The 20,351-nt window shown below is 41.0% G+C and carries 20 protein-coding genes; 17 read left to right on the forward strand and 3 right to left on the reverse strand.

Annotation, left to right across the window (positions count from 1 at the left end; genetic code table 11):
* From ABI367_RS13975 to ABI367_RS14045, 15 genes are all read left to right on the forward strand, one after another.
* Nucleotides 1-848 (forward strand): NADH-ubiquinone oxidoreductase-F iron-sulfur binding region domain-containing protein (locus tag ABI367_RS13975; protein ID WP_462231988.1); only part of this gene is annotated, 848 nt, incomplete at its 5' end.
* 29 nt (nucleotides 849-877) lie between these two features.
* A complete protein-coding gene (locus tag ABI367_RS13980; RefSeq protein WP_462231990.1) occupies nucleotides 878-1,873 on the forward strand; it encodes an NADH-quinone oxidoreductase subunit G in 996 nt (331 codons plus the stop codon).
* Entirely contained in the window at nucleotides 1,873-2,907 is a 1,035-nt protein-coding gene (nuoH, locus tag ABI367_RS13985) for an NADH-quinone oxidoreductase subunit NuoH (RefSeq protein WP_462231992.1), read from the forward strand. The genes ABI367_RS13980 and nuoH overlap by 1 nt, the downstream gene beginning before the upstream one ends.
* A gap of 4 nt (nucleotides 2,908-2,911) precedes the next feature.
* Nucleotides 2,912-3,409: a NuoI/complex I 23 kDa subunit family protein gene (locus ABI367_RS13990; protein WP_462231994.1), complete on the forward strand. Its 498-nt coding sequence runs from the start codon at nucleotides 2,912-2,914 to the stop codon at nucleotides 3,407-3,409.
* 62 nt (nucleotides 3,410-3,471) lie between these two features.
* A complete protein-coding gene (locus ABI367_RS13995; RefSeq protein WP_462231996.1) occupies nucleotides 3,472-3,975 on the forward strand; it encodes an NADH-quinone oxidoreductase subunit J family protein in 504 nt (167 codons plus the stop codon).
* Nucleotide 3,976: 1 nt separating this feature from the next.
* Nucleotides 3,977-4,306, forward strand: coding sequence for an NADH-quinone oxidoreductase subunit NuoK (gene nuoK, locus ABI367_RS14000; RefSeq protein WP_462231998.1), 330 nt, complete (start codon nucleotides 3,977-3,979; stop codon nucleotides 4,304-4,306).
* Nucleotides 4,307-4,401: 95 nt separating this feature from the next.
* The gene (gene nuoL, locus ABI367_RS14005) at nucleotides 4,402-6,312 is read left to right on the forward strand and encodes an NADH-quinone oxidoreductase subunit L (RefSeq protein ID WP_462232000.1); all 1,911 of its coding nucleotides are present in this window, start codon (nucleotides 4,402-4,404) and stop codon (nucleotides 6,310-6,312) included.
* A complete protein-coding gene (locus tag ABI367_RS14010; protein ID WP_462232002.1) occupies nucleotides 6,309-7,769 on the forward strand; it encodes a complex I subunit 4 family protein in 1,461 nt (486 codons plus the stop codon). The genes nuoL and ABI367_RS14010 overlap by 4 nt, the downstream gene beginning before the upstream one ends.
* 56 nt (nucleotides 7,770-7,825) lie before the next feature.
* Nucleotides 7,826-9,205, forward strand: a complete 1,380-nt coding sequence (locus tag ABI367_RS14015; RefSeq protein WP_462232004.1) for an NADH-quinone oxidoreductase subunit N — start codon at nucleotides 7,826-7,828, stop codon at nucleotides 9,203-9,205.
* Between the two features lie 57 nt (nucleotides 9,206-9,262).
* On the forward strand, nucleotides 9,263-9,898 hold the full coding sequence (locus ABI367_RS14020) for a DedA family protein (RefSeq protein WP_462232006.1): 636 nt from the start codon (nucleotides 9,263-9,265) through the stop codon (nucleotides 9,896-9,898).
* Between the two features lie 22 nt (nucleotides 9,899-9,920).
* Nucleotides 9,921-10,469: an inorganic diphosphatase gene (locus ABI367_RS14025; protein WP_462232008.1), complete on the forward strand. Its 549-nt coding sequence runs from the start codon at nucleotides 9,921-9,923 to the stop codon at nucleotides 10,467-10,469.
* Between the two features lie 7 nt (nucleotides 10,470-10,476).
* Complete coding sequence (locus ABI367_RS14030) at nucleotides 10,477-11,817, forward strand: hemolysin family protein (RefSeq protein WP_462232010.1); 1,341 nt, start codon at nucleotides 10,477-10,479, stop codon at nucleotides 11,815-11,817.
* 13 nt (nucleotides 11,818-11,830) lie between these two features.
* Nucleotides 11,831-12,541 carry a 16S rRNA (uracil(1498)-N(3))-methyltransferase gene (locus ABI367_RS14035; protein WP_462232011.1) on the forward strand — a complete coding sequence of 237 codons (711 nt, stop codon included), beginning with the start codon at nucleotides 11,831-11,833 and terminating at the stop codon, nucleotides 12,539-12,541.
* Complete coding sequence (locus tag ABI367_RS14040) at nucleotides 12,541-13,203, forward strand: DUF4159 domain-containing protein (RefSeq protein WP_462232013.1); 663 nt, start codon at nucleotides 12,541-12,543, stop codon at nucleotides 13,201-13,203. The genes ABI367_RS14035 and ABI367_RS14040 overlap by 1 nt, the downstream gene beginning before the upstream one ends.
* Before the next feature lies 1 nt (nucleotide 13,204).
* Entirely contained in the window at nucleotides 13,205-13,705 is a 501-nt protein-coding gene (locus tag ABI367_RS14045) for an acyl-CoA carboxylase biotin carboxyl carrier protein subunit (RefSeq protein WP_462232015.1), read from the forward strand.
* 10 nt (nucleotides 13,706-13,715) lie between these two features.
* Here the strand turns inward: ABI367_RS14045 and ABI367_RS14050 are convergent, their stop codons facing one another.
* Together ABI367_RS14050 and ABI367_RS14055 are read right to left on the reverse strand one after the other, a co-directional pair.
* Nucleotides 13,716-14,339, reverse strand: a complete 624-nt coding sequence (locus ABI367_RS14050; protein WP_462232017.1) for a class I SAM-dependent methyltransferase — start codon at nucleotides 14,337-14,339, stop codon at nucleotides 13,716-13,718.
* 141 nt (nucleotides 14,340-14,480) lie between these two features.
* Nucleotides 14,481-16,145: an SUMF1/EgtB/PvdO family nonheme iron enzyme gene (locus ABI367_RS14055; protein WP_462232019.1), complete on the reverse strand. Its 1,665-nt coding sequence runs from the start codon at nucleotides 16,143-16,145 to the stop codon at nucleotides 14,481-14,483.
* A gap of 214 nt (nucleotides 16,146-16,359) precedes the next feature.
* Here ABI367_RS14055 and porV point away from each other — a divergent pair, with 214 nt between their 5' ends.
* Together porV and ispF are read left to right on the forward strand one after the other, a co-directional pair.
* Nucleotides 16,360-17,544: a type IX secretion system outer membrane channel protein PorV gene (gene porV, locus ABI367_RS14060; RefSeq protein WP_462232021.1), complete on the forward strand. Its 1,185-nt coding sequence runs from the start codon at nucleotides 16,360-16,362 to the stop codon at nucleotides 17,542-17,544.
* Nucleotides 17,544-18,026: a 2-C-methyl-D-erythritol 2,4-cyclodiphosphate synthase gene (gene ispF / locus ABI367_RS14065; protein ID WP_462232023.1), complete on the forward strand. Its 483-nt coding sequence runs from the start codon at nucleotides 17,544-17,546 to the stop codon at nucleotides 18,024-18,026. The genes porV and ispF overlap by 1 nt, the downstream gene beginning before the upstream one ends.
* Nucleotides 18,027-18,156: 130 nt before the next feature.
* On the opposite strand, the gene ABI367_RS14070 is transcribed toward ispF, so the two are convergent.
* A partial coding sequence (locus ABI367_RS14070) for a glycosyltransferase (protein WP_462232025.1) occupies nucleotides 18,157-20,351 on the reverse strand: 2,195 nt, incomplete at its 5' end.

Here is a 20,351-nt window from a genome sequence, read left to right on the forward strand (position 1 = left end):
GCGGAGAAGAAACCGCTCTGCTGGAATCATTAGAAGGCAAACGCGGTAACCCGCGTATTAAACCGCCATTCCCGGCTATCGCGGGTTTGTATGGCTGCCCTACTGTAGTAAACAATGTAGAATCAATTGCCGCGGTAGTGCCTATTATTAATGATGGTGCCGACGAGTATGCTAAAATTGGCATAGGTCGCAGTACAGGTACTAAATTGATATCAGCAGGTGGCAATGTTAAAAATCCGGGCGTTTATGAAATTGACCTGGGCTTATCATGCGAGGAGTTTTTATACAGCGATGAATATTGCGGTGGCATTGCCAACGGCAAACGCCTAAAAGCAGTAGTTGCAGGTGGTTCGTCCGTGCCGATATTACCGGCTAACTTATTTTTAAAGACATTAAACGGCGAAAACCGCTTAATGAGCTATGAATCATTATCAGATGGTGGTTTTGTTAGTGGGAGTATGATGGGTTCGGGCGGGTTTATCGCTTTTGATGAAGATCAATGTATTGTTCGTAATACCTGGAACTTTGCCCGTTTTTATCACCATGAAAGCTGCGGACAATGTTCGCCTTGCCGTGAAGGTACCGGTTGGATGGAAAAAGTACTGCACCGTTTAGAGAACGGACACGGTAAAAAAAGCGATATGGACCTGCTGGTTGACGTATCTAAAAAAATTGAAGGTAATACTATTTGTCCGTTAGGTGACGCGGCAGCATGGCCGGTGGCCAGTGCCATACGCCACTTTAGGGACGAGTTTGAATGGCATGTAACAAATGCCAGCGAAGCGGTAGTAAGGAATTATGGATTGGCGCATTATGCAGATCCGTTACCTGCGCCGGTGGTAAGCTAGGCTTTTGACTTTTTAATTTTGACTTAACAATGAAAGTTACAATAGACGGAATATCAGTAGAAGTACCAGACGGAACATCCATCCTTAACGCCGCAAGGGTTATAGGTGGTGATATTGTTCCGCCTGCTATGTGCTACTATTCAAAGCTGGAAGGCAGCGGTGGTAAATGCCGTACTTGTTTGGTAAAGGTAACTAAAGGGTCTGAAAAAGATCCTCGCCCTATGCCTAAGCTGGTAGCGTCTTGCCGTACTACTGCAATGGATGGTATGGAGGTGCAAAACATTACCTCGCCCGAGGTTATTGAAGCACGAAAAGGTGTGGTAGAGATGTTATTGATAAACCACCCGTTGGATTGCCCTATATGCGATCAGGCAGGCGAGTGCCATTTGCAGGATCTTGGTTTTGAGCATGGCGCTGTTAGTACCCGTTACGAGTTTGACCGCCGTACATTTAACCGTATTGATATTGGCGATAAGATACAACTGCACATGACGCGCTGTATTTTATGCTACCGCTGTGTATATGTTGCCGATCAGATAACCGATCACCGCATACATGGTATATTAAATCGCGGCGATCATTCTGAAATATCAACCTATATACAGGCTGCTGTTGATAACGATTTTTCAGGAAACGTTATTGATGTTTGCCCGGTAGGTGCGTTAACTGATAAAACTTTTCGCTTTAAAAACCGTGTTTGGTTTACCAAACCCGTTGAGGCGCATCGCGATTGCGACCACGAAAAATGCAACGGTAAAGTAACCCTTTGGTACAAAGGCGACGATGTATTAAGGGTAACCGCACGTAAAGATGTTTATGGCGAGGTAGAAGAGTTTATTTGCAATACCTGCCGTTTTGATAAAAAGAAAACCAATGATTGGGTAATTGAAGGTCCGCGTAAAGTATCGCATCAATCAGTTATCAGCTCCAATCATTACGATTTTACGCCATTGCCGGTTGTTAAAACCAACCCGGTATTACAAGAGGCCAATAAAACACAATTTGAACGCGAAACAAGGTTATAATGGAATTAATATTTAAGCTGGCATTAGTTGTTGTCATTTTCTTGATAAGCCTGGTTATAGCCATGTACTCTACCTATGCTGAGCGTAAGGTAGCTGCATTTTTGCAGGACAGGATAGGCCCTAACCGCGCAGGCCCCTGGGGTATTTTACAACCCCTGGCTGATGGTGGTAAAATGTTTTTAAAGGAGGAGATCATCCCTACCAATGCCAATACGTTTTTGTTTATAGTTGGCCCCTCGCTGGCTATCATGACGGCTTGTATAGGCTCGGCAGTTATACCGTGGGGGCAGCAGTTAACCATAGGCAAATATGTTATTGACTTACAGGTAGCCGATATTAACGTAGGTATATTATACATATTCGGCGTAGTATCATTAGGTGTATATGGTATTATGATAGGCGGCTGGGCATCAAACAATAAATACTCGTTATTAGGCGCTATACGCGCGGCATCGCAAAATATTAGCTATGAGATAGCGATGGGTTTATCCATCATCGCTTTATTAATGGTAACAGGCACACTAAGCCTGCGCCAAATAGCCGAGCAACAACATGGCTTTTGGGCCAATGGCTGGTTTGCCTGGAACGCTTTTAAACAGCCTTTAGGCTTTTTATTATTCCTGATATGTGCTTTTGCCGAAACTAACCGCTCGCCATTTGATTTGCCGGAGTGCGAGACCGAGTTAGTAGGTGGGTATCACACGGAATATTCGTCCATGAAACTGGGCTTTTATCTGTTTGCCGAATATATAAACATGTTCATCTCATCAGCAGTAATGGCAACCTTATTCTTTGGCGGATATAATTTTCCGTTTATGGATCTTATCCATTCGGCAAACCTGGTAACTATAATAGGTGTGGTAGTGCTGTTCGTAAAAATATTTGCGTTCATCTTCTTTTTTATGTGGATACGCTGGACCATACCGCGTTTCCGTTATGACCAGTTGATGGATCTGGGCTGGAAAGTATTGATACCGCTGGCTATTGCCAACATAATTATAACAGGACTTTGGACAACTTTTATTAGAGGCTAAGAGAATGGAACCATTAAGTAATAAAAGAAAAGTAATTGAACAAAAGCCGCTTAATTTTTTAGAGCGCGCTTACCTGCCTGCTATATTTTCGGGCCTGGCAATTACTATAAAGCACTTTTTCAAAAAGCCCGTTACCATCAGCTATCCTGAAGAGAAACGTGAATTTTCTGAAAACTTTCGCGGTATGCATTCGCTTAAACGTGATGAAAATGGCAAAGAACGTTGCACCGCTTGCGGCTTATGCGCGCTATCATGCCCTGCCGAAGCTATTACCATGACTGCCGCCGAGCGTCAGCCCGGAGAAGAAAATTTATACCGCGAAGAAAAATATGCTGCGGTTTATGAAATAAATATGTTGCGCTGCATTTTTTGCGGCTTATGCGAAGAAGCCTGCCCTAAAGAAGCCATTTATTTAGATGGTGATATTGTACCGGCAGATTACCTGCGTAAAGATTTTATATATGGTAAAGACAAATTAGTAGAGGCCCCGTTAAATCAATAACAAAGTTTTATACCTTTGCCCATCCCATTTTTTAAACGGGCAAAGTGTTTTAATAATTAAACATGAATACATTTTACTTCATCGAGTTTTTATCCATATTCTTTGCAATACTGGTAATTTCTGCAAAAAATCCGGTGCATAGTATACTTTACCTGGTGCTTACCTTTTTTACCTTCACCATACATTATATTTTACTAAACGCCCAGTTTTTGGCCATAGTAAACTTTATTGTGTATATGGGGGCCATACTGGTATTGTTTTTATACACGCTGATGCTCATCAACCTGAATAAGGATAGCGAGCCGGTAAAATCAAGCCTGGTTAAATTTGCGGCTGTAATAGGCGGTGGTTGCTTTTTAATAACCATTGTAGCTTCGTTAAAAGCCTTGGGTGCATCGCAACCGGTGGTTTTACAAAACCCTAACCTGGGCCTGGTAAAAAATTTAGGTAAAGTGTTATTCAGCGAGTATTTATTGCCGTTTGAAATATCGTCCGTCCTGCTGTTATCAGCTATGGTGGGCGCGGTTTTATTAGCCACAAAAGAATCTAACAAACCAACTGCGTAATATGGAAACTTTAACAACAACCATACAAGCTGTACCACTTAATCATTATATATTATTAAGCGCCATTATATTTTCAATAGGTGTTGTTGGGGTGTTAATACGCCGTAACGCTATTGTGATCTTTATGTCGGTTGAGCTGATGCTTAATGCGGTTAACCTGTTACTTACCGCCTTTTCTGTTTACAGAGGTGACGCGTCGGGACAGGTTTTTGTATTTTTTATTATGGCGCTGGCCGCTGCCGAAGTTGCGGTAGGGTTAGCCATCATCGTTATGATCTATCGTAATACCAACTCGATAGATATTAACGTGCTGAACAGGTTAAAATGGTAGCCCCCCGGCCCCCTAAAGGGGGAGTGTGAGGGCAAAATATAAATTAATAAAAAAATAAAATACTTATTCCCCCTTTAGGGGGTTAGGGGGCAAAAATGGATAAATACATCTGGCTTATTCCACTATTACCGTTAGCCGGTTTTATAATTAATGGCCTTGGCCGCAATACCCTATCAAAAGGGGTTATTGGCTTTATTGGCAGTACACTGGTATTGGCTTCATTTATTTTAAGTGTAGCAACATTCTTTCAGATCAAATCATCAGGCGTACCTATAAATGTTACTGTTTTTGATTGGTTTAGTGTAATTGATTTTAAAGTATCATTCTCTTTTCTGATAGACCAGCTAAGTTCTATCATGCTGCTAATCATTACAGGAGTAGGCTTTTTGATTCACCTGTATTCTACCGGTTATATGCATGATGATGACGGTTTTGGTAAGTTTTTCGCTTACCTTAATCTGTTTGTGTTTTTTATGCTGCTACTGGTAATGGGTTCAAACTACCTTATCATGTTTATTGGTTGGGAGGGCGTAGGTTTATGCTCATATCTGTTAATTGGTTTCTGGTATACCAACCCTGATTATGCTGATGCTGCTAAAAAAGCGTTCATCATGAACCGTATAGGCGATCTGGGTTTCCTGATCGCTATATTTTTAATATTTGCAACCTTCGGCAGTATTGATTACGCCGATGTTTTTAAAGGTGCGCTAACCAAACATGATGCGCCTTTTGTGCTGATCACTATATTACTATTTGTTGGTGCGGTAGGTAAATCGGCACAGTTGCCATTATTTACCTGGCTGCCTGATGCTATGGCAGGCCCTACCCCAGTGTCGGCGTTAATACACGCTGCAACCATGGTTACAGCCGGTATTTATATGGTGGCACGCTCAAACATCTTATTTACAATGGCACCGCAAACTATGGAGGTTATTGCCATAGTGGGTTTAGCTACCGCTTTATTTGCGGCGTTAATTGCGTTAACACAAACCGATATTAAAAAGGTACTGGCCTATTCAACGGTATCGCAATTGGGGTATATGTTTTTAGGGTTAGGTGTGGGTGCCTATACAGGTGCTTTTTTCCACGTATTAACCCATGCGTTTTTTAAAGCTCTATTATTCCTGGGTGCAGGTTCGGTAATACATGCCATGGGTGGCGAACAGGATATGCGTAAAATGGGTGGCCTAAAAGGTAAAATAAAGGTCACTTTTATTACCATGCTCATAGGTACCATCGCTATATCAGGTATCCCGCCATTCTCTGGTTTCTTTTCAAAAGACGAAATTTTAGCCGCGACTTATGCGCATAACCCTTTTTATTATGCGATAGGTGTTTTTACCGCTATGTTAACCTCGTTCTACATGTTCCGCATGATGTACCTTACGTTTTGGGGTAGTTTCCGCGGAACACATGAGCAGGAGCATCATGTACATGAGTCGCCGTTAAGCATGACCATCCCTTTAATTGTATTGGCCATACTATCAGCCGTTGGCGGTATGATAGGTGTGCCGGCCGTAATGGGTGGGCATCATGAACTGGGCGCTTACCTGGCACCGGTTTTTGAACAATCACAAAAAATATTAGGCGAGCCTGAATTAGGCGGCAATATTGAATGGACATTAATGGCAACATCAGTAGTGCTGGCATTATTTGCTATGGGTTATGCCTATATAAAATATGTTAAAAATAGCCATGTGCCTGTTCAGGATAACGAAGAGCGTGGGGCATTGGCCAACTTATCATACCATAAATTTTATGTAGATGAGTTGTATGACGCAATCATCCGTAAGCCACTGGATAAACTGTCTGTATTCTTTTATAACATTGTTGAAAAACTGGGAATAGATGGCCTCGTAAACGGCATAGCCAAAACACCGGTCGAAGCCAGTAAAGGGTTACGTTTACTGCAAACAGGTAACGTTGGATTCTACATTTTTATGATGGTGGTGGGTATCATTACCATGTTGGTATATAGTTTTATTAGTATTCACAATATAAAATGACGGTTAGTATTTTAATTTTTTTGCCGGTAATTGCGGCATTAGCGGTTTTGTTGTTTAAAAACGAAACAGTAAAACACGCCGCCTTATTCTTTTCAGTTGTCGAACTGGTAGTAGCGCTGGTATTTTTAAGCCGCTTTGTTCCTGATGCTTCTACCCAGTTTGTGATTGATAGCCCCTGGATACCAAAATTGGGCATTTACTTTACTGCCGGTATTGATGGCATAAGTATGCTAATGGTATTGCTTACCACGGTTTTAGTGCCGCTAATTATTTTATCAACCTACCAGCACCAATATAAAAATGCAAACGCGTTTTACGCGCTGGTACTATTTATGCAGGCTGGTTTGGTATTGGTATTTACCGCTTTAGATGGATTTTTGTTTTATGTAGGATGGGAAGCTGCGCTAATACCTATTTACTTTATTTGTGCTTTATGGGGCGGCGAGAACCGTATACGCATAACTATTAAGTTTTTCATCTACACGTTTGCCGGGTCGTTATTTATGCTGATAGGTTTAATTTATTTATACCTTAACTCGCCCGATAAAAATTACGATTTGCATTCATTATACAATTCAGTTAATTACGGCCATCAAAGTTGGGTATTCTTGGCGTTTTTTATAGCGTTTGCTATCAAGATGCCGATATTCCCGTTTCATACCTGGCAGCCCGATACCTATACCGAATCACCATCGGCAGGCACCATGCTATTATCAGGTATCATGTTAAAAATGGGTATTTACGGTTTAATACGGTGGGCAATACCTGCCGCGCCGCTCGGGTTTATAGAATGGCGGTCAGTAGCTATATATTTATCCATAATAGGCATTGTTTACGCTTCAATCATCGCATTTAAACAAACAGATGGTAAACGTTTGGTGGCTTATTCGTCTATTGCACACGTTGGCCTTATTGCGACAGGAATTTTAAGCTGGAATGTACGTGGTGTACAGGGTGCCATGATACAAATGCTTAGTCATGGTATTAACGTGGTTGGTATGTTTTTTATATGGGATATCATCAGCAGGCGCTTAAATACCCGCGATATTACACAGATGGGAGGCATAGCCAAGGTAGCGCCCCATTTTGCAACCGCGTTTTTAATTATTACGCTGGGCACGGTAGCCCTGCCATTAACCAATGGTTTTATTGGCGAATTTTTATTGATAAACGGCGTTTACCAGGCCAATATAGTTTTGGCGGCTATTGCCGGTTTAACCATCATATTTGGCGCGGTTTATATGCTGCGCATGTATAAAAATGTAATGCAGGGCACAACCAATAGTTTAACCATGGCTTTTGCCGATATACATGGGTCAGAAAAAATAGTACTGGGTATAATTTGCGCTTTGATAATTGTGATGGGGGTATATCCGCAACCAATATTACATATATCCGAAGCGGCAGTTAATAACCTGGTACAAACGGTTACCCAACAAATTACTTCGGCACAATAGATATAAAGACGTTTAAGTTTTAAGGAATTTAGATCTTAAGAAATTAAAAAAACAACATGAATACCATTATACTCCTTTCTGTTATACCCCTGGTACTTTTATACCTGGGTTTATATAAGGCTAAAAACGCGCTGCTTCCGGTTACTATAATTGGTTTGGTGGGCGCTTTGGGTTTAGCCATAGCACAATGGAATAGCGGTGCACAACCCATTTATAGTGGCATGTTGCTGTTTGATAATTTTTCTGTAGCGTTTTCGTCGCTTACTATTATTTCAACCCTATTAATATTACTACTCTCCAAAGAGTATTTTGAAAAAATAAGCAGCCACGTAGCCGAATATTATGCCATTATTTTATTTGCCCTTGTGGGCATAGTGGTTATGGTATCGTACAATAACTTAACCATGTTATTTATCGGTATCGAGATCATGTCAGTGAGCCTGTATATATTGGCGGGTATTAAAAAGAATGATTTTGCATCAAATGAAGCCGCTTTAAAATATTTTTTAATGGGTGCGTTTTCTACCGGATTTTTATTGTTTGGCATAACGCTTATATACGGTTCATCCGGTTCATTTAACCTTGACACTATCAGATACTATGTGGTAATGAATGCCAGCCATATTGATCCTTTGTTTTATACCGGCATAATACTCATTATTGTAGGCTTATGCTTTAAAGTAGGGGCCGCCCCATTCCATTTCTGGACACCTGATGTGTACGAAGGCTCTCCAACGCTAATAACTACCTTCATGTCAACCGTAGTAAAAACCGCTGGGTTTGCGGCATTCCTGCGTTTGTTTACCGCATGTTTTAGTACGGTACATGAGTTTTGGGTACCGGTATTATTGGTTATAGCTATTATTACTTTATTTATAGGCAATATAACCGCTTTATATCAGCAGAGCTTTAAGCGTATGCTGGCATTCTCCAGTATATCGCACGCGGGTTATTTGCTATTTGCCATTATTGCCTTAGGCGCGGGTTCGGCAAATTCAGTATTGGTATATGCTACTGCTTATTCCATATCATCTATAATAGCGTTTGGTACGTTAATTTTGATTGAACAGAGTACCAATAGCAGTAATTTTGAAAGCTTTAATGGCCTGGCAGCAAAAAATCCTTTCCTGGCATTAGTATTAACCGTGGCTATGTTATCATTGGCAGGTATACCGCTTACTGCCGGTTTTATTGGTAAATTTTATATGTTTAGTGGTGCGCTGTCGCAATATCAGTTTTGGCTGGTTATTATTGCGGTTATAAACGCTATAATCAGTATATTTTATTACTTCAGGGTTATTATAGCCATGTATTTTCGAAGCGCCGAGCGTGCCGAGGTTGTGGTGCCCATTTACTACAACTTTGTTTTAGGCTTATCTGCTTTAGCTACCATTATTATCGGCATCTATCCAACACTTATAGCCAACCTTATTTAATATAAAAGCAATAGCTATATATTGATTTTATATTTTGTAGCTTTACGGATATAGTGAATGGATAATTTTTGGGAACACCTGCAAAATTTAACTGACGCTCAATCCATATTAAGCAAAGGAGGGTTTTACCTTTTGCTTGTTGTTATTTTTGCTGAAACCGGTCTCTTTTTTGGTTTTTTTTTACCGGGCGATTACCTGTTATTTATGGCAGGCTTATTGTGTTCGCAAGGGATGATCGATGTATCTATATTTACATTGATCATATCTGTAATTGTGGCGGGCGTTTTAGGCAACTACGCCGGCTACTGGTTTGGTTACCGAACGGGACCCGTATTGTTTAGCCGGGACGATTCCTTATTCTTTAAAAAGCGTTATATTGTACTGGCCGAAGAGTTTTATGCCAAACACGGGGGTATGGCATTAGTTTTAGGGAGGTTTTTTCCAATAATCAGAACTTTTGCTCCTATCTTTGCAGGTGTTGTAAAGGTTAATTTTAAAAAATTTACTTTATATAACCTGGCAGGCTGCATTACCTGGGTATGTACTTTTGTGTTAGGTGGGTATTTTTTAGGACGAAGATACCCTCAAATAAAAGATTACCTGGAATATGTGGTGTTTGGGCTGATAATAATTACAACAATTCCGTTAGTTATTGCTTTCTTTAAAAAGAAAACGGTTAAGACAGAAATTTAAAAAATAACGCTATTAATAATAAATGAGTACACAACATCCATGGCACCAGGTTTCTCCGGGTGACGATATTCCTGAAACGGTGAATGCTATAATTGAGATACCAAAAGGCTCAAAAGCAAAGTATGAGATAGATAAGGAATCCGGCCTGTTAAAGCTTGACCGCGTATTATTTTCATCGGTAATGTACCCGGCCAATTACGGCTTTATACCACAAACTTATTGTGATGATAAGGACCCGTTGGATATTTTAGTGCTTTGCTCAATTGATGTTTTCCCGATGTCTATCATAGAAGCTAAAGTTATTGGTGTAATGCACATGGTTGATAACGGCGAGCAGGACGATAAAATAATCGCGGTAGCAAAAAATGATATGTCGGTTAATTATATTAATGACCTTAACGAATTGCCACCACATGCTATGACAGAAATTGTGCGGTTTTTTAAAGACTACAAAAAGCTTGAAGATAAAAATGTTACCATTGAACACCTTTTAGGCAAACGCTATGCCTATAAGGTAATAACGGAGGCGCTGACTTTATACCAGTCGGAGTTCCCATCTGTGTACCAATAAATAATTAATGGGCCCTGAACAGTACGAAATAAGCACCTTTTATATTTTCGCTACCATATTCCTGGTGTTGCTTAACGGTTTTTTTGTTGCCGCCGAGTTTGCTATGGTTAGGGTGCGGGGTTCGCAAATTGAAATTAAAGCTAAAACGGGTAGCTCGGTAGCAAAGGTGGCCCGTGGCATATTACATAATTTAGACAGATATTTAGCAGCAACGCAATTAGGCATCACCATTGCATCGCTGGGCCTGGGTGTTGTTGGCGAAGAGGTGGTTACCAATATAGTAATACGCGGCTTTTTGTCTGCCGGTATAGTACTAACTCACGGTTTTATTACCGCCAGCCATATATTGGCCTTCTCGTCTATCACCATTTTGCATATTGTATTTGGCGAACTGGCACCAAAATCAATAGCTATACAAAAATCTGTGCGTACCACCTTGGCCGTATCGGTACCGTTGCGGTTTTTCTTTGTTGTTTTCAGGCCGCTAATCTGGTTGTTAAATGGTTTTGCTAATTTCATTTTAAGACTAATAGGTATTGCCACCTTAGAAGGCGGCGAAGCGCACCATAGTTCCGAAGAGTTACAGTATTTACTGGAGCAGGGTAAAGAAACCGGTGCTTTAGATTCTAACGAGCACGAGCTGATACAAAACGTTTTTGATTTTAATGAGCGGGTGGTAAAAAATATTATGGTACCCCGTACCAAAATATCAGGCATTGATATTAATACCGAACGGGATGAACTGCTGGAGATCCTGATAACCGAAGGCTACTCGCGTATGCCGGTTTTCGACGATGTGATAGATAAGATAGTTGGTATTGTACACGCTAAAGATATTTTGCCCTTATTGGCACACGGCGAGGATATTGTTTTAAAGGATATTATACGCAAGCCCTATTTTGTACCCGAAACCAAGAAGATAAACGACCTGATGGCCGAGCTGCAACAAAAGCGCATACAAATAGCCATCGTATCTGACGAGTTTGGCGGTACAGCGGGTATGGTTACCCTGGAGGATATTGTTGAAGAACTGGTGGGCGAGATACAGGATGAGTATGATGAAGAAAAGCCAATTGTGGAAGAAATTAACGACAAGGAGTTTATTGTAAATGCTCTTGCCCCTATCTACGATGTGAATAGTCACCTGCCGCATGACCTGCCTGAAGATGGCGACTTTGATACCGTTTCTGGTTGGCTGGGTGATGTTTTTGGAAAAATACCCGATGTTGGCGAACAAATAGAATCAAACGGGTATAACATTACCATACTTAAAAAAGCCGATCAGAATATTGAGTCGGTTAAATTGGAGTTATTGTTAAACGAAGAAGATACAGTGGATCTGCACTGATAATGCCCCGGCCATGCATCTTTTTTACACACCCGATATTGACCCCGCACATCCCCAATACTTTTTAACCGAAGAAGAGAGCAAACACGCCATACGCGTTTTGCGCCTGGAAGTTGGCTCGCCCGTGCAACTAATTGACGGGCGCGGCGGTTTTTATGATGCCGAAATAATTGACGCGCACCCCAAGCGCACCATCCTTCAAATAAATAAAGTTACCCGGGCCTACCAACAGCGTAACCACTATTTACATATAGCTATTGCCCCAACAAAAAATTTAGATCGGCTGGAGTGGTTTTTAGAGAAAGCCACCGAAATTGGCATTGATGAGATATCATTAATAATCTGCCAGCGGTCAGAACGTAAAGAAGCTAAAGCCGATAGGTTGAATAAGATCATTACCGCAGCCATTAAACAATCAATAAAAGCCTATCATCCGGTATTAAACGAGCCAAGACCATTAAATGAGGTGCTTAAACAACCATTTGAAGGACAAAAATTTATAGCCCATTGCGAGGATGATGAAAAGGTACATTTAGCAGATGTGTTTGAAAAGCAGGGCCGCTATTTAATATTAATTGGCCCCGAAGGCGATTTTGCCCGTAACGAAATTGATATGGCCTTGCAAAATGGATTTAAAGCCATAACTTTAGGTAATAGTAGGTTACGCACAGAAACAGCCGCATTAGAAGCCTGTTTTGAAGTGAATTTTTTAAACCGGGAATGATGAAAAGATCAGTTTTTATAGCCATGGCCGCTGCGTTATTTTTATTAAGCAGCTTTAATATTGAGCCAACCTATAAAATGGCCAAGCTTAAATATAGTGGCGGCGGCGATTGGTATGGCGACAGGACCGCCTTGCCCAATCTGATCAAATTTTGTAATGAAAACATAAAAACCAACTTTCAGGCAGAGGATGAAGTTGTTGAACCGGGAAGCCCCGAAATATTTAATTACCCCTTTGTTTTTATGACCGGGCATGGTAACGTTATATTTTCAGACCAGGAAGCGCATAACCTGCGCAAATACCTTACAGGTGGCGGCTTTTTGCATATTGACGATAACTATGGGTTGGATAAATTTATCCGCCCGCAAATGAAAAAGGTTTTCCCTGAACTTGATTTTGTGGAGCTTCCGGTTAACTATCCTATTTACCATCAAAAATACCCTTTCCCTACCGGACTGCCCAAAATACATGAGCATGATGATAAGCGCCCGCAAGGGTTTGGCTTAATTTATAAAGGCCGCTTGGTATGCTTTTACACCTACGAGTGTGATTTAGGCAATGGCTGGGAAGATTTTGGCACCTACGTAAACGATACCCAGGAAACCCGCCTCAAGGCATTAAAAATGGGCGCCAATTTAATACAATACGTTTTAACCCAATAGTATGAACCGGGTTAACGTAAATGGCCAATTTGATTACGCAGTAAAGCAGCACAATAATGAGCTGTTGGTAAATGATGAAGCTGTTAATGCCGATATTAAACAAGTTAATGCACATAACTGGCATGTAATTAATCAGCTAAAATCTTATAACGCGGAAGTTGTAAGCTTTGATAGCGTATTAAAAACGGCTACCATTAAAGTAAATAATAACCTGTACCACGTTACCGCTAAAGATCAATATGATTTATTACTGGAAAAAATGGGCCTTTCTAATATTGCCAATACAAAAATAAGTGAGGTAAAGGCACCAATGCCCGGCATGGTGCTAAAGGTTCTTGCTGCCGAAGGCGATAAGATACCAAAAGGCGGCAACCTGTTTATACTTGAAGCCATGAAAATGGAAAATATTATTAAATCGCCGGATGATGTGGTGGTTAAATCAATTAAGATAAAGCCGGGCGATAAGGTAGAAAAAGGGCAGGTGCTCGTACAGTTCAGTTAGTATCAATTGCTTAAGGCAACTGATTTGATGCGTGCTTTATAGAAAAAAATAGCGCAGGTATATCTTTCCCATCTAACCTGGTATATGACGAGAACTCTGTTGTTTTTATATTCAGCTCGGTATCATCTTCTAATATTTTTATCCTTTTCTTTTTGCCATTATCGGCTTTTAACAAAAACCAGCCTGTAGGTTTTAATAACTTTTTGATGATTGAAAGATATTCTGAGCACTGTTCTTTTGCAAACAAAATAAAACATCCCCTATCTATAACGAAATCAAATTGCTGGTTTAATGTGGTTAATAATATATTGTCCTGTATAAAATTAACCTGTGCATTTTGTTGCAAGGCTTGTTGTTTGGCATAATTAATAGCCAAACCGGAAGTGTCTGTTGCAGTAACCTTAAAGCCTTTTTTTGCCAGGTATATTGCCTGCTCACCGGTACCGGTCCCGATATCAAGAATGGTACTACCCATAAACTTCGGATTGTCAAAAAAACGAGCAAAATCAGCATCCAAATAATCCTCTACCGCCAAAAATTTAGAGGCGGTATACTCCTTTTGTTCAAACCGCTTTTTATATTCCGCTTCCCATTTTAGCGAGAACATTGCTTTTTTTACAAGTACTTCATCCATTTATTACGTATTAAATAGGGTGATTTTTAGTTAAGCAATACAAATTATTATTTATAGCAATGATCATAATTTGAATATACAACAAAAAAGCGACCCTTAATATCAGGGTCGCTTTTTTGTTGTAGTATATAAAAGTTAATACTATTTCCCTTTATAAGGCTTCGGCTTTTTAACACTAAAGTGTGATTTGCCGGAAGGCGATATTTCAGGTGCGCCAACCAAGGTCATTGCGCAACGGAAACCCACATCGGCACGCGAATCATCTTCATTCATAAAACGACGCGTTGCAGGATTTAGCCAGTAAGCCAAATCATTCCATGAACCGCCTTTGTATACTTTTGAACGATCGCTTACCAATGTGGTAGTACCATATAACGACGTGTTAACCGTGTCACCAAAGCCCCTGTAATCAGGTGTATAAGCCTTACCTGCCAAAGCACTCTTAGCCGGTAAAGCAGCAGTAGTAGCGGCTTGTGGCGCAGCGTTGTTTGGGGTAGGACCCTGTGTTGGTTGTTGTGACGCAATTAATTCGGCATACGTCATTTTTTTATTGGATTTAGAAGGATCTTTTATTGGTTTTCCATATTTATCCTTTGCATACTGGCCTTTTGTGGCATCAGCTAATCTTTTGTTGGTAAATTCGTTACCGCGGAAAGGGTTAAAATCATCCGATTCTTCTGACGACCCCTGGCGATAAGTATCCTGCACCCACTCGCTCACGTTACCGGCCATATTATATAACCCAAAATCATTAGGTTGGTATGATCTTACCGGGGCGGTAATATCAGCCTTATCATTCAGGTAACCACCAACACCGGCGTTATCGCCCAGGCCACGTTTAAAGTTAGCCATCATCAAACCGCGGGTTTTCTTTTTAGCCGAGCGTACGCCCAGGCCGTTCCACGGGTACACTTTGCCATCGTTAATATTTTCATATTGAGTATTGCCCGCTAATGCTAAAGCTGCATACTCCCACTCTGCTTCTGACGGCAGGCGGTAAGCAGGTTTCAATATACCATCTTCCATACGGGCAGGTCTAACCGCTTTACCATTAGCAGGTGCATTAGCACCTGTTGCCGGCCTTGCACTAATATCTTTTATCATTTTTTTACCGTCAATGCCGACCCCTGTATACTGTCCGTTCAGATATATATCTGTGTTAAAAGGGGTATTAGCGGCTGTAGTACCTGCGCCCGCGGCACCGGCAGCAGCGGTTGTTTGGCCACTGGCTTTTTGCTTGCCCGTAAGTAACAAACCTTTATCCTGTAAAATATGTTCGTTTACGCGGTCGGTACGCCATTGGCAATAATCTTGAGCCTGGTCCCAGCTAACACCAACTACCGGATAATCCTGAAAAGCCGGGTGACGCAAATAGTTGTCAACATACGGCTCGTTGTATGATAACGGGCTGCGCCATACCAGGGTATCAGGCAGCGCATTATAATATAATTCGCGGTCCTGAGGGAAAGTACTGCTTATCCAGTGTAAATAATCTATCCAGTCCTGGTTTGAAACCTCAGTTTCGTCCATATAAAACGATGGTATAGTTTTACGTGAGCGCACGTTGTTATATTCGTAGGTAACATCCTGGTCGGCGCTGCCGCCTAACACAAATGTACCACCTTCAATAGCAACAAGGCCAGGCCCGGGTGCAGGGTGAGTTTGTCTGAATTTCACATAGCCGCCGTTATTTTTATCATTATAAGGGATACCGGTTTTTTGTGATTGTTGACGTTTACTACAGCTGCTTAACAACGCTACTACACATAACAGCGCTACAGCAGTACTAGTAAAAAGTATTTTCATATTTTTACATTTAAATATTATACGGGTAAATTTAAAAAAAAATCTCTTAAACACTAAGTGTTTATTTAGTTATAAAGCTTTAAAGCCTTTGCCTATTAAACGAAAATAGCCTAAGCAAGTTGCAAATATTTTATAATTAAGTGTAAAAAACTTTAAGTTTATAATTCACGTTTATAAATTAAGGTATATTTATCCACAAATAACAAAATTAATAATGAGGCTATCCCGCTTAACGGTAATTATTGTTTTTATTTTTTTAGGAGTTCCTTGCCTGGTGGTTGCGCAAACCAATGCTAATGGAAGTACCATTAATGCCATACCTACTGCGGTGCCTTTTCTTAATATCTCGCCCGACTCGCGTTCGGGCGCTATGGGCGATGCAGGCGTAGCCATATCGCCCGATGCCAACGCTAATTTCTGGAACCCGGCTAAACTTACGTTTAATGAGAATAACGACGAGTTTTATGTATCATACAGCCCGTGGATGCGCAATTTCGTGTCGGACATGAATTTAAGTTACCTGAGTTTTGCCCACAGACTTGATAGCCGTAATTCAATTGGCGCATCTTTACGCTATTTTAACCTGGGGTCTATTCAACTTATTGATGCCAACCAGGTTGACCAGGGTACTTATAAACCAAGTGAGGTAGCTTTTGATGTTTCGTTCTCGCGTAAGTTTGGCGATAATTTCTCATTGGGCTTAACCGGCCGGTACATTCATTCAGATCTGTCAAGTCAGTCATTTTCTACCGGCTCAACGCAAACAACCAAAGCCGGCAATGCTTTTGCTGCCGATATATCCTTATACTATAAAAAAGAAGTACAGCAATTTGGAGTACCGGCAGTGTTTGCTTTTGGTACCCATATTTCAAACCTCGGTTCAAAAATTAGCTATACAGATAATGGCCCGCAGTATTTTTTGCCGGCCAATTTAAAAATTGGCGCGGCCAATACCTGGACGCTTGATAACCTTAACCAGATAACCTTCACCTTTGACATCAATAAGTTACTGGTGCCTACCCCGCCAATAAGGGATAGTAACGGCAATATTATACAAGGAAAAGATGATAATGTATCAGTACCGGCAGGCATTTTTGGCTCATTTACTGATGCTCCCGGCGGATTTAAAGAGGAGTTGCAGGAAATTACTTATTCGCCCGGTGTTGAATATTCATACGCTAAGCAGCTTTTTTTAAGGGCAGGTTATTTTGGCGAGAGCGCAAATAAAGGCAACCGCCAATACGTTACTATGGGAGTTGGTTTTAAATACCTGTATTACGGGTTTGATTTTTCATACCTTGCTGCCGCGCAAAAAAACAGTCCGCTGGCAAATACGCTCCGGTTCTCACTATCCATTAATTTTGGCAGCACCACAGCAGCAGCCCCAGCGCAAGAATAATGGGAAAGATACGGATAGGTTTTGGGTTTGATGTGCACCAGCTAAAAGACAGCCATCCATTTGTATTGGGCGGGGTTAATCTGCAACATCATTCGGGCGCATACGGCCATTCAGACGCGGATGTATTGCTGCATGCTATTTGCGATGCCTTGCTTGGCGCGGCCAATTTGCGCGATATAGGTTTCCATTTTTCAAATACCGACGAACGTTGGAAGGGTATTAGCAGCTTGATACTGCTACAGCACGTTGTTGCTTTGTTAACAGATAAAGGCTGGAGTATAGGCAATATTGATGCTATGGTTTGCCTGGAAGCCCCTAAAATAAATCCACATATTCCTGCAATGAAAACGCATATTGCCATAGCTGCGGGTATTGATGAGGACGATATAGCTATTAAAGCCACTACCAACGAAAAACTGGGTTTTATTGGCCGTGAAGAAGGTGTAGCTGCTTACGCTGTTTGTTTGATTGAGCGTAACTAAGATTCTTATTGAAAATTTAATAAATATCGAATATCCAATGAATGTCGAAGTACTTCGGCGTTCGATATTCAACATTCAGTATTCGATATTAAAATCAACTGAAAACTGCTTACTGAAAACTGCAAACTGTTTACTGCTTACTGCTTACTACTTTCACATTACCCGTACGCTCAATAGCTCCCCAGGAGTTTAGCTCGCCTTTTAGCGCTTTGCGGATTGCTTTAAATAGTATATAATACATCAACTGGCGCCATACAAAACGCTGCGGAATGATATAAACCAATTTCTTATAATCTTCTTTTTCCATGCGGAAGGCCAATATTCCCACCAGGAAATCTACCAGCACGAAAGCAGCATAATACCCCAGTATTTTAAAAGGTTTATCACCAAACAGGCCCATTATCATCATTAGGTCGGCAAGCGGCGAAAACAGGGGTAAAATAATCTGGAAAATAAGAATGTTGGGCATCCCTACCATACCAAAATACTTATACTTTTTGTTGAATAATACGTTGCGATTTTTCCAGAAGCTTTGTATAATTCCAAAACTCCAGCGGAAACGTTGCTTTAATAAGGCATCTATTGTTTCGGGCGCTTCGGTATAGGCTATAGCTTCCGAACAGTTGCGCACTATAAACCCTTGTTTTAATATGCGCATGGTTAAGTCGCAATCTTCGGCCAGGGTATCATACGTAAACCCACCTGCCCTAAACACCGCCGACTTACGGAACGCCCCAATAGCACCCGGAACCACGGTTATGCTGTTGATCAGATCAAAAGCGCGCCTGTCCATATTTTGCGAAGTAATGTATTCAATAGATTGCCAAAGGGTAATCATATTGTTTTCATTACCTACCTTAACTGTGCCGGCCACGGCGCCTATTTCCGCATCAGTAAAATAGGTCATTAAATGGTAAACGGCATCTTCTTTTAGCTGGGTATCAGCATCTATGCAAACCACAAAATCATATTGGGCGTGTGCAATACCAAAGTTTAGTGCCGATGCTTTGCCCCCGTTTGATTTGGTTAATACCATTACCAGCGGATTTTTACCGTAAGCGTCATTAATAATATTAAAGGTGTTATCCTTTGAGCCGTCGTCAACAAAAATGATCTCAAACTTAGGGTAACTTGTTTGTAGCAGGCTGGCTATGGTTTTGAGTACGGTAACCTCTTCATTATAAGCAGGCACAATTATACTTACCGGTGGTAATTCAGCAGGTGTTATTGCGGATAACCTTTGTTTTTTATTTTCGCTATACTGCCTTAACGCTAATATGGCTATTAATATAATGCGGCCAATGGCCAGAAAAATTGCAGTTAAAAATATATATAACATTACCCAGTTGCCATAAAAATAACCCTGTACAAAAATATCATAGAAAGAGTTAAAAATGCCTTCGCCTTTAATGGGCGGCATCAGGTCTGATTTGGGCTTATCTAAAATATCAGCAATGGTAGTAAATTGAAATCCTTGTGCTTTAAGATAGTGTATAATTTCGGGAAGCGCATCTACAGTTGCCTGGCGCGTGTCGCCCCCGGCATCATGCAGTAATATCATCGATCCATTGTCTTTTCGCTGCTTAAGCCAGGTAAGTATGCTATCTTTAGTTACACCTGGATGCCAATCCCATAAGTCAATGGATTCGCCTATAGTAATGTAACTTTGCCTGCGACTTTCGGCAACAGGTATAACCTCTGCCAAAGTTTGGGGCTCGGCATCAGCATTAAATGGCGGTCTGAATAGTATGGTGCTGCGGCCGGTTACAGATTCAATGAGCTTACGTGTAGCATTCAGTTCTAAAACAACACGCTCCAGGCTGATTGCCGAAACATCAGGATGGAAAAAAGTGTGATTCCCTATTTCATAACCCTCATCATATTCGCGGCGCAATATTTCAATGTTTTTTTCGGCCATTGATCCAACAACAAAAAATGCCGCGGGCACTTTTTCCCGTTTTAAAATGTCAAGTATTTTAGGAGTATATACCGGGTCAGGACCATCATCAAAAGTTAAAACAACCTTTTTGGGTTTGTACCCATATTTCCTGATAACATATTTAGTGGGCAGTTTAATGTAATGTTGGTCCGTTATAACAAAGTTTTTTGGGTCCATATTTACCGATATAACACCTTTTGTAGGGGTAGTTATCAGGTCAAGCACCTCGCCATCGCCGGTATAGTCAATTTTATTATTCAAACCCACATTTTTCAACCTCTCTACATCAATCCCGGTTTTTTTCAGCGAGTCAATAGACAAGTTTTTTTGGAAGTAAGTCCATAACCGCGGGTCTTCAACCCCAAGTCGCCACAGCGCCACACCAC

It is taken from the genome of Mucilaginibacter sp. (assembly GCF_039935595.1).
In the GTDB taxonomy this organism is placed as follows: Bacteria; Bacteroidota; Bacteroidia; order Sphingobacteriales; family Sphingobacteriaceae; genus Mucilaginibacter.

Bases quoted from the DNA above. Each gene is read 5' to 3' on its own strand.
- ABI367_RS13980 (WP_462231990.1), top strand. From the start codon at position 878: ATGAAAGTTACAATAGACGGAATATCAGTAGAAGTACCAGACGGAACA.
- nuoH (WP_462231992.1), top strand. From the start codon at position 1,873: ATGGAATTAATATTTAAGCTGGCATTAGTTGTTGTCATTTTCTTGATA.
- ABI367_RS13990 (WP_462231994.1), top strand. From the start codon at position 2,912: ATGGAACCATTAAGTAATAAAAGAAAAGTAATTGAACAAAAGCCGCTT.
- ABI367_RS13995 (WP_462231996.1), top strand. From the start codon at position 3,472: ATGAATACATTTTACTTCATCGAGTTTTTATCCATATTCTTTGCAATA.
- nuoK (WP_462231998.1), top strand. From the start codon at position 3,977: ATGGAAACTTTAACAACAACCATACAAGCTGTACCACTTAATCATTAT.
- nuoL (WP_462232000.1), top strand. From the start codon at position 4,402: ATGGATAAATACATCTGGCTTATTCCACTATTACCGTTAGCCGGTTTT.
- ABI367_RS14010 (WP_462232002.1), top strand. From the start codon at position 6,309: ATGACGGTTAGTATTTTAATTTTTTTGCCGGTAATTGCGGCATTAGCG.
- ABI367_RS14015 (WP_462232004.1), top strand. From the start codon at position 7,826: ATGAATACCATTATACTCCTTTCTGTTATACCCCTGGTACTTTTATAC.
- ABI367_RS14020 (WP_462232006.1), top strand. From the start codon at position 9,263: ATGGATAATTTTTGGGAACACCTGCAAAATTTAACTGACGCTCAATCC.
- ABI367_RS14025 (WP_462232008.1), top strand. From the start codon at position 9,921: ATGAGTACACAACATCCATGGCACCAGGTTTCTCCGGGTGACGATATT.
- ABI367_RS14030 (WP_462232010.1), top strand. From the start codon at position 10,477: ATGGGCCCTGAACAGTACGAAATAAGCACCTTTTATATTTTCGCTACC.
- ABI367_RS14035 (WP_462232011.1), top strand. From the start codon at position 11,831: ATGCATCTTTTTTACACACCCGATATTGACCCCGCACATCCCCAATAC.
- ABI367_RS14040 (WP_462232013.1), top strand. From the start codon at position 12,541: ATGAAAAGATCAGTTTTTATAGCCATGGCCGCTGCGTTATTTTTATTA.
- ABI367_RS14045 (WP_462232015.1), top strand. From the start codon at position 13,205: ATGAACCGGGTTAACGTAAATGGCCAATTTGATTACGCAGTAAAGCAG.
- ABI367_RS14050 (WP_462232017.1), bottom strand. From the start codon at position 14,339: ATGGATGAAGTACTTGTAAAAAAAGCAATGTTCTCGCTAAAATGGGAA.
- ABI367_RS14055 (WP_462232019.1), bottom strand. From the start codon at position 16,145: ATGAAAATACTTTTTACTAGTACTGCTGTAGCGCTGTTATGTGTAGTA.
- porV (WP_462232021.1), top strand. From the start codon at position 16,360: ATGAGGCTATCCCGCTTAACGGTAATTATTGTTTTTATTTTTTTAGGA.
- ispF (WP_462232023.1), top strand. From the start codon at position 17,544: ATGGGAAAGATACGGATAGGTTTTGGGTTTGATGTGCACCAGCTAAAA.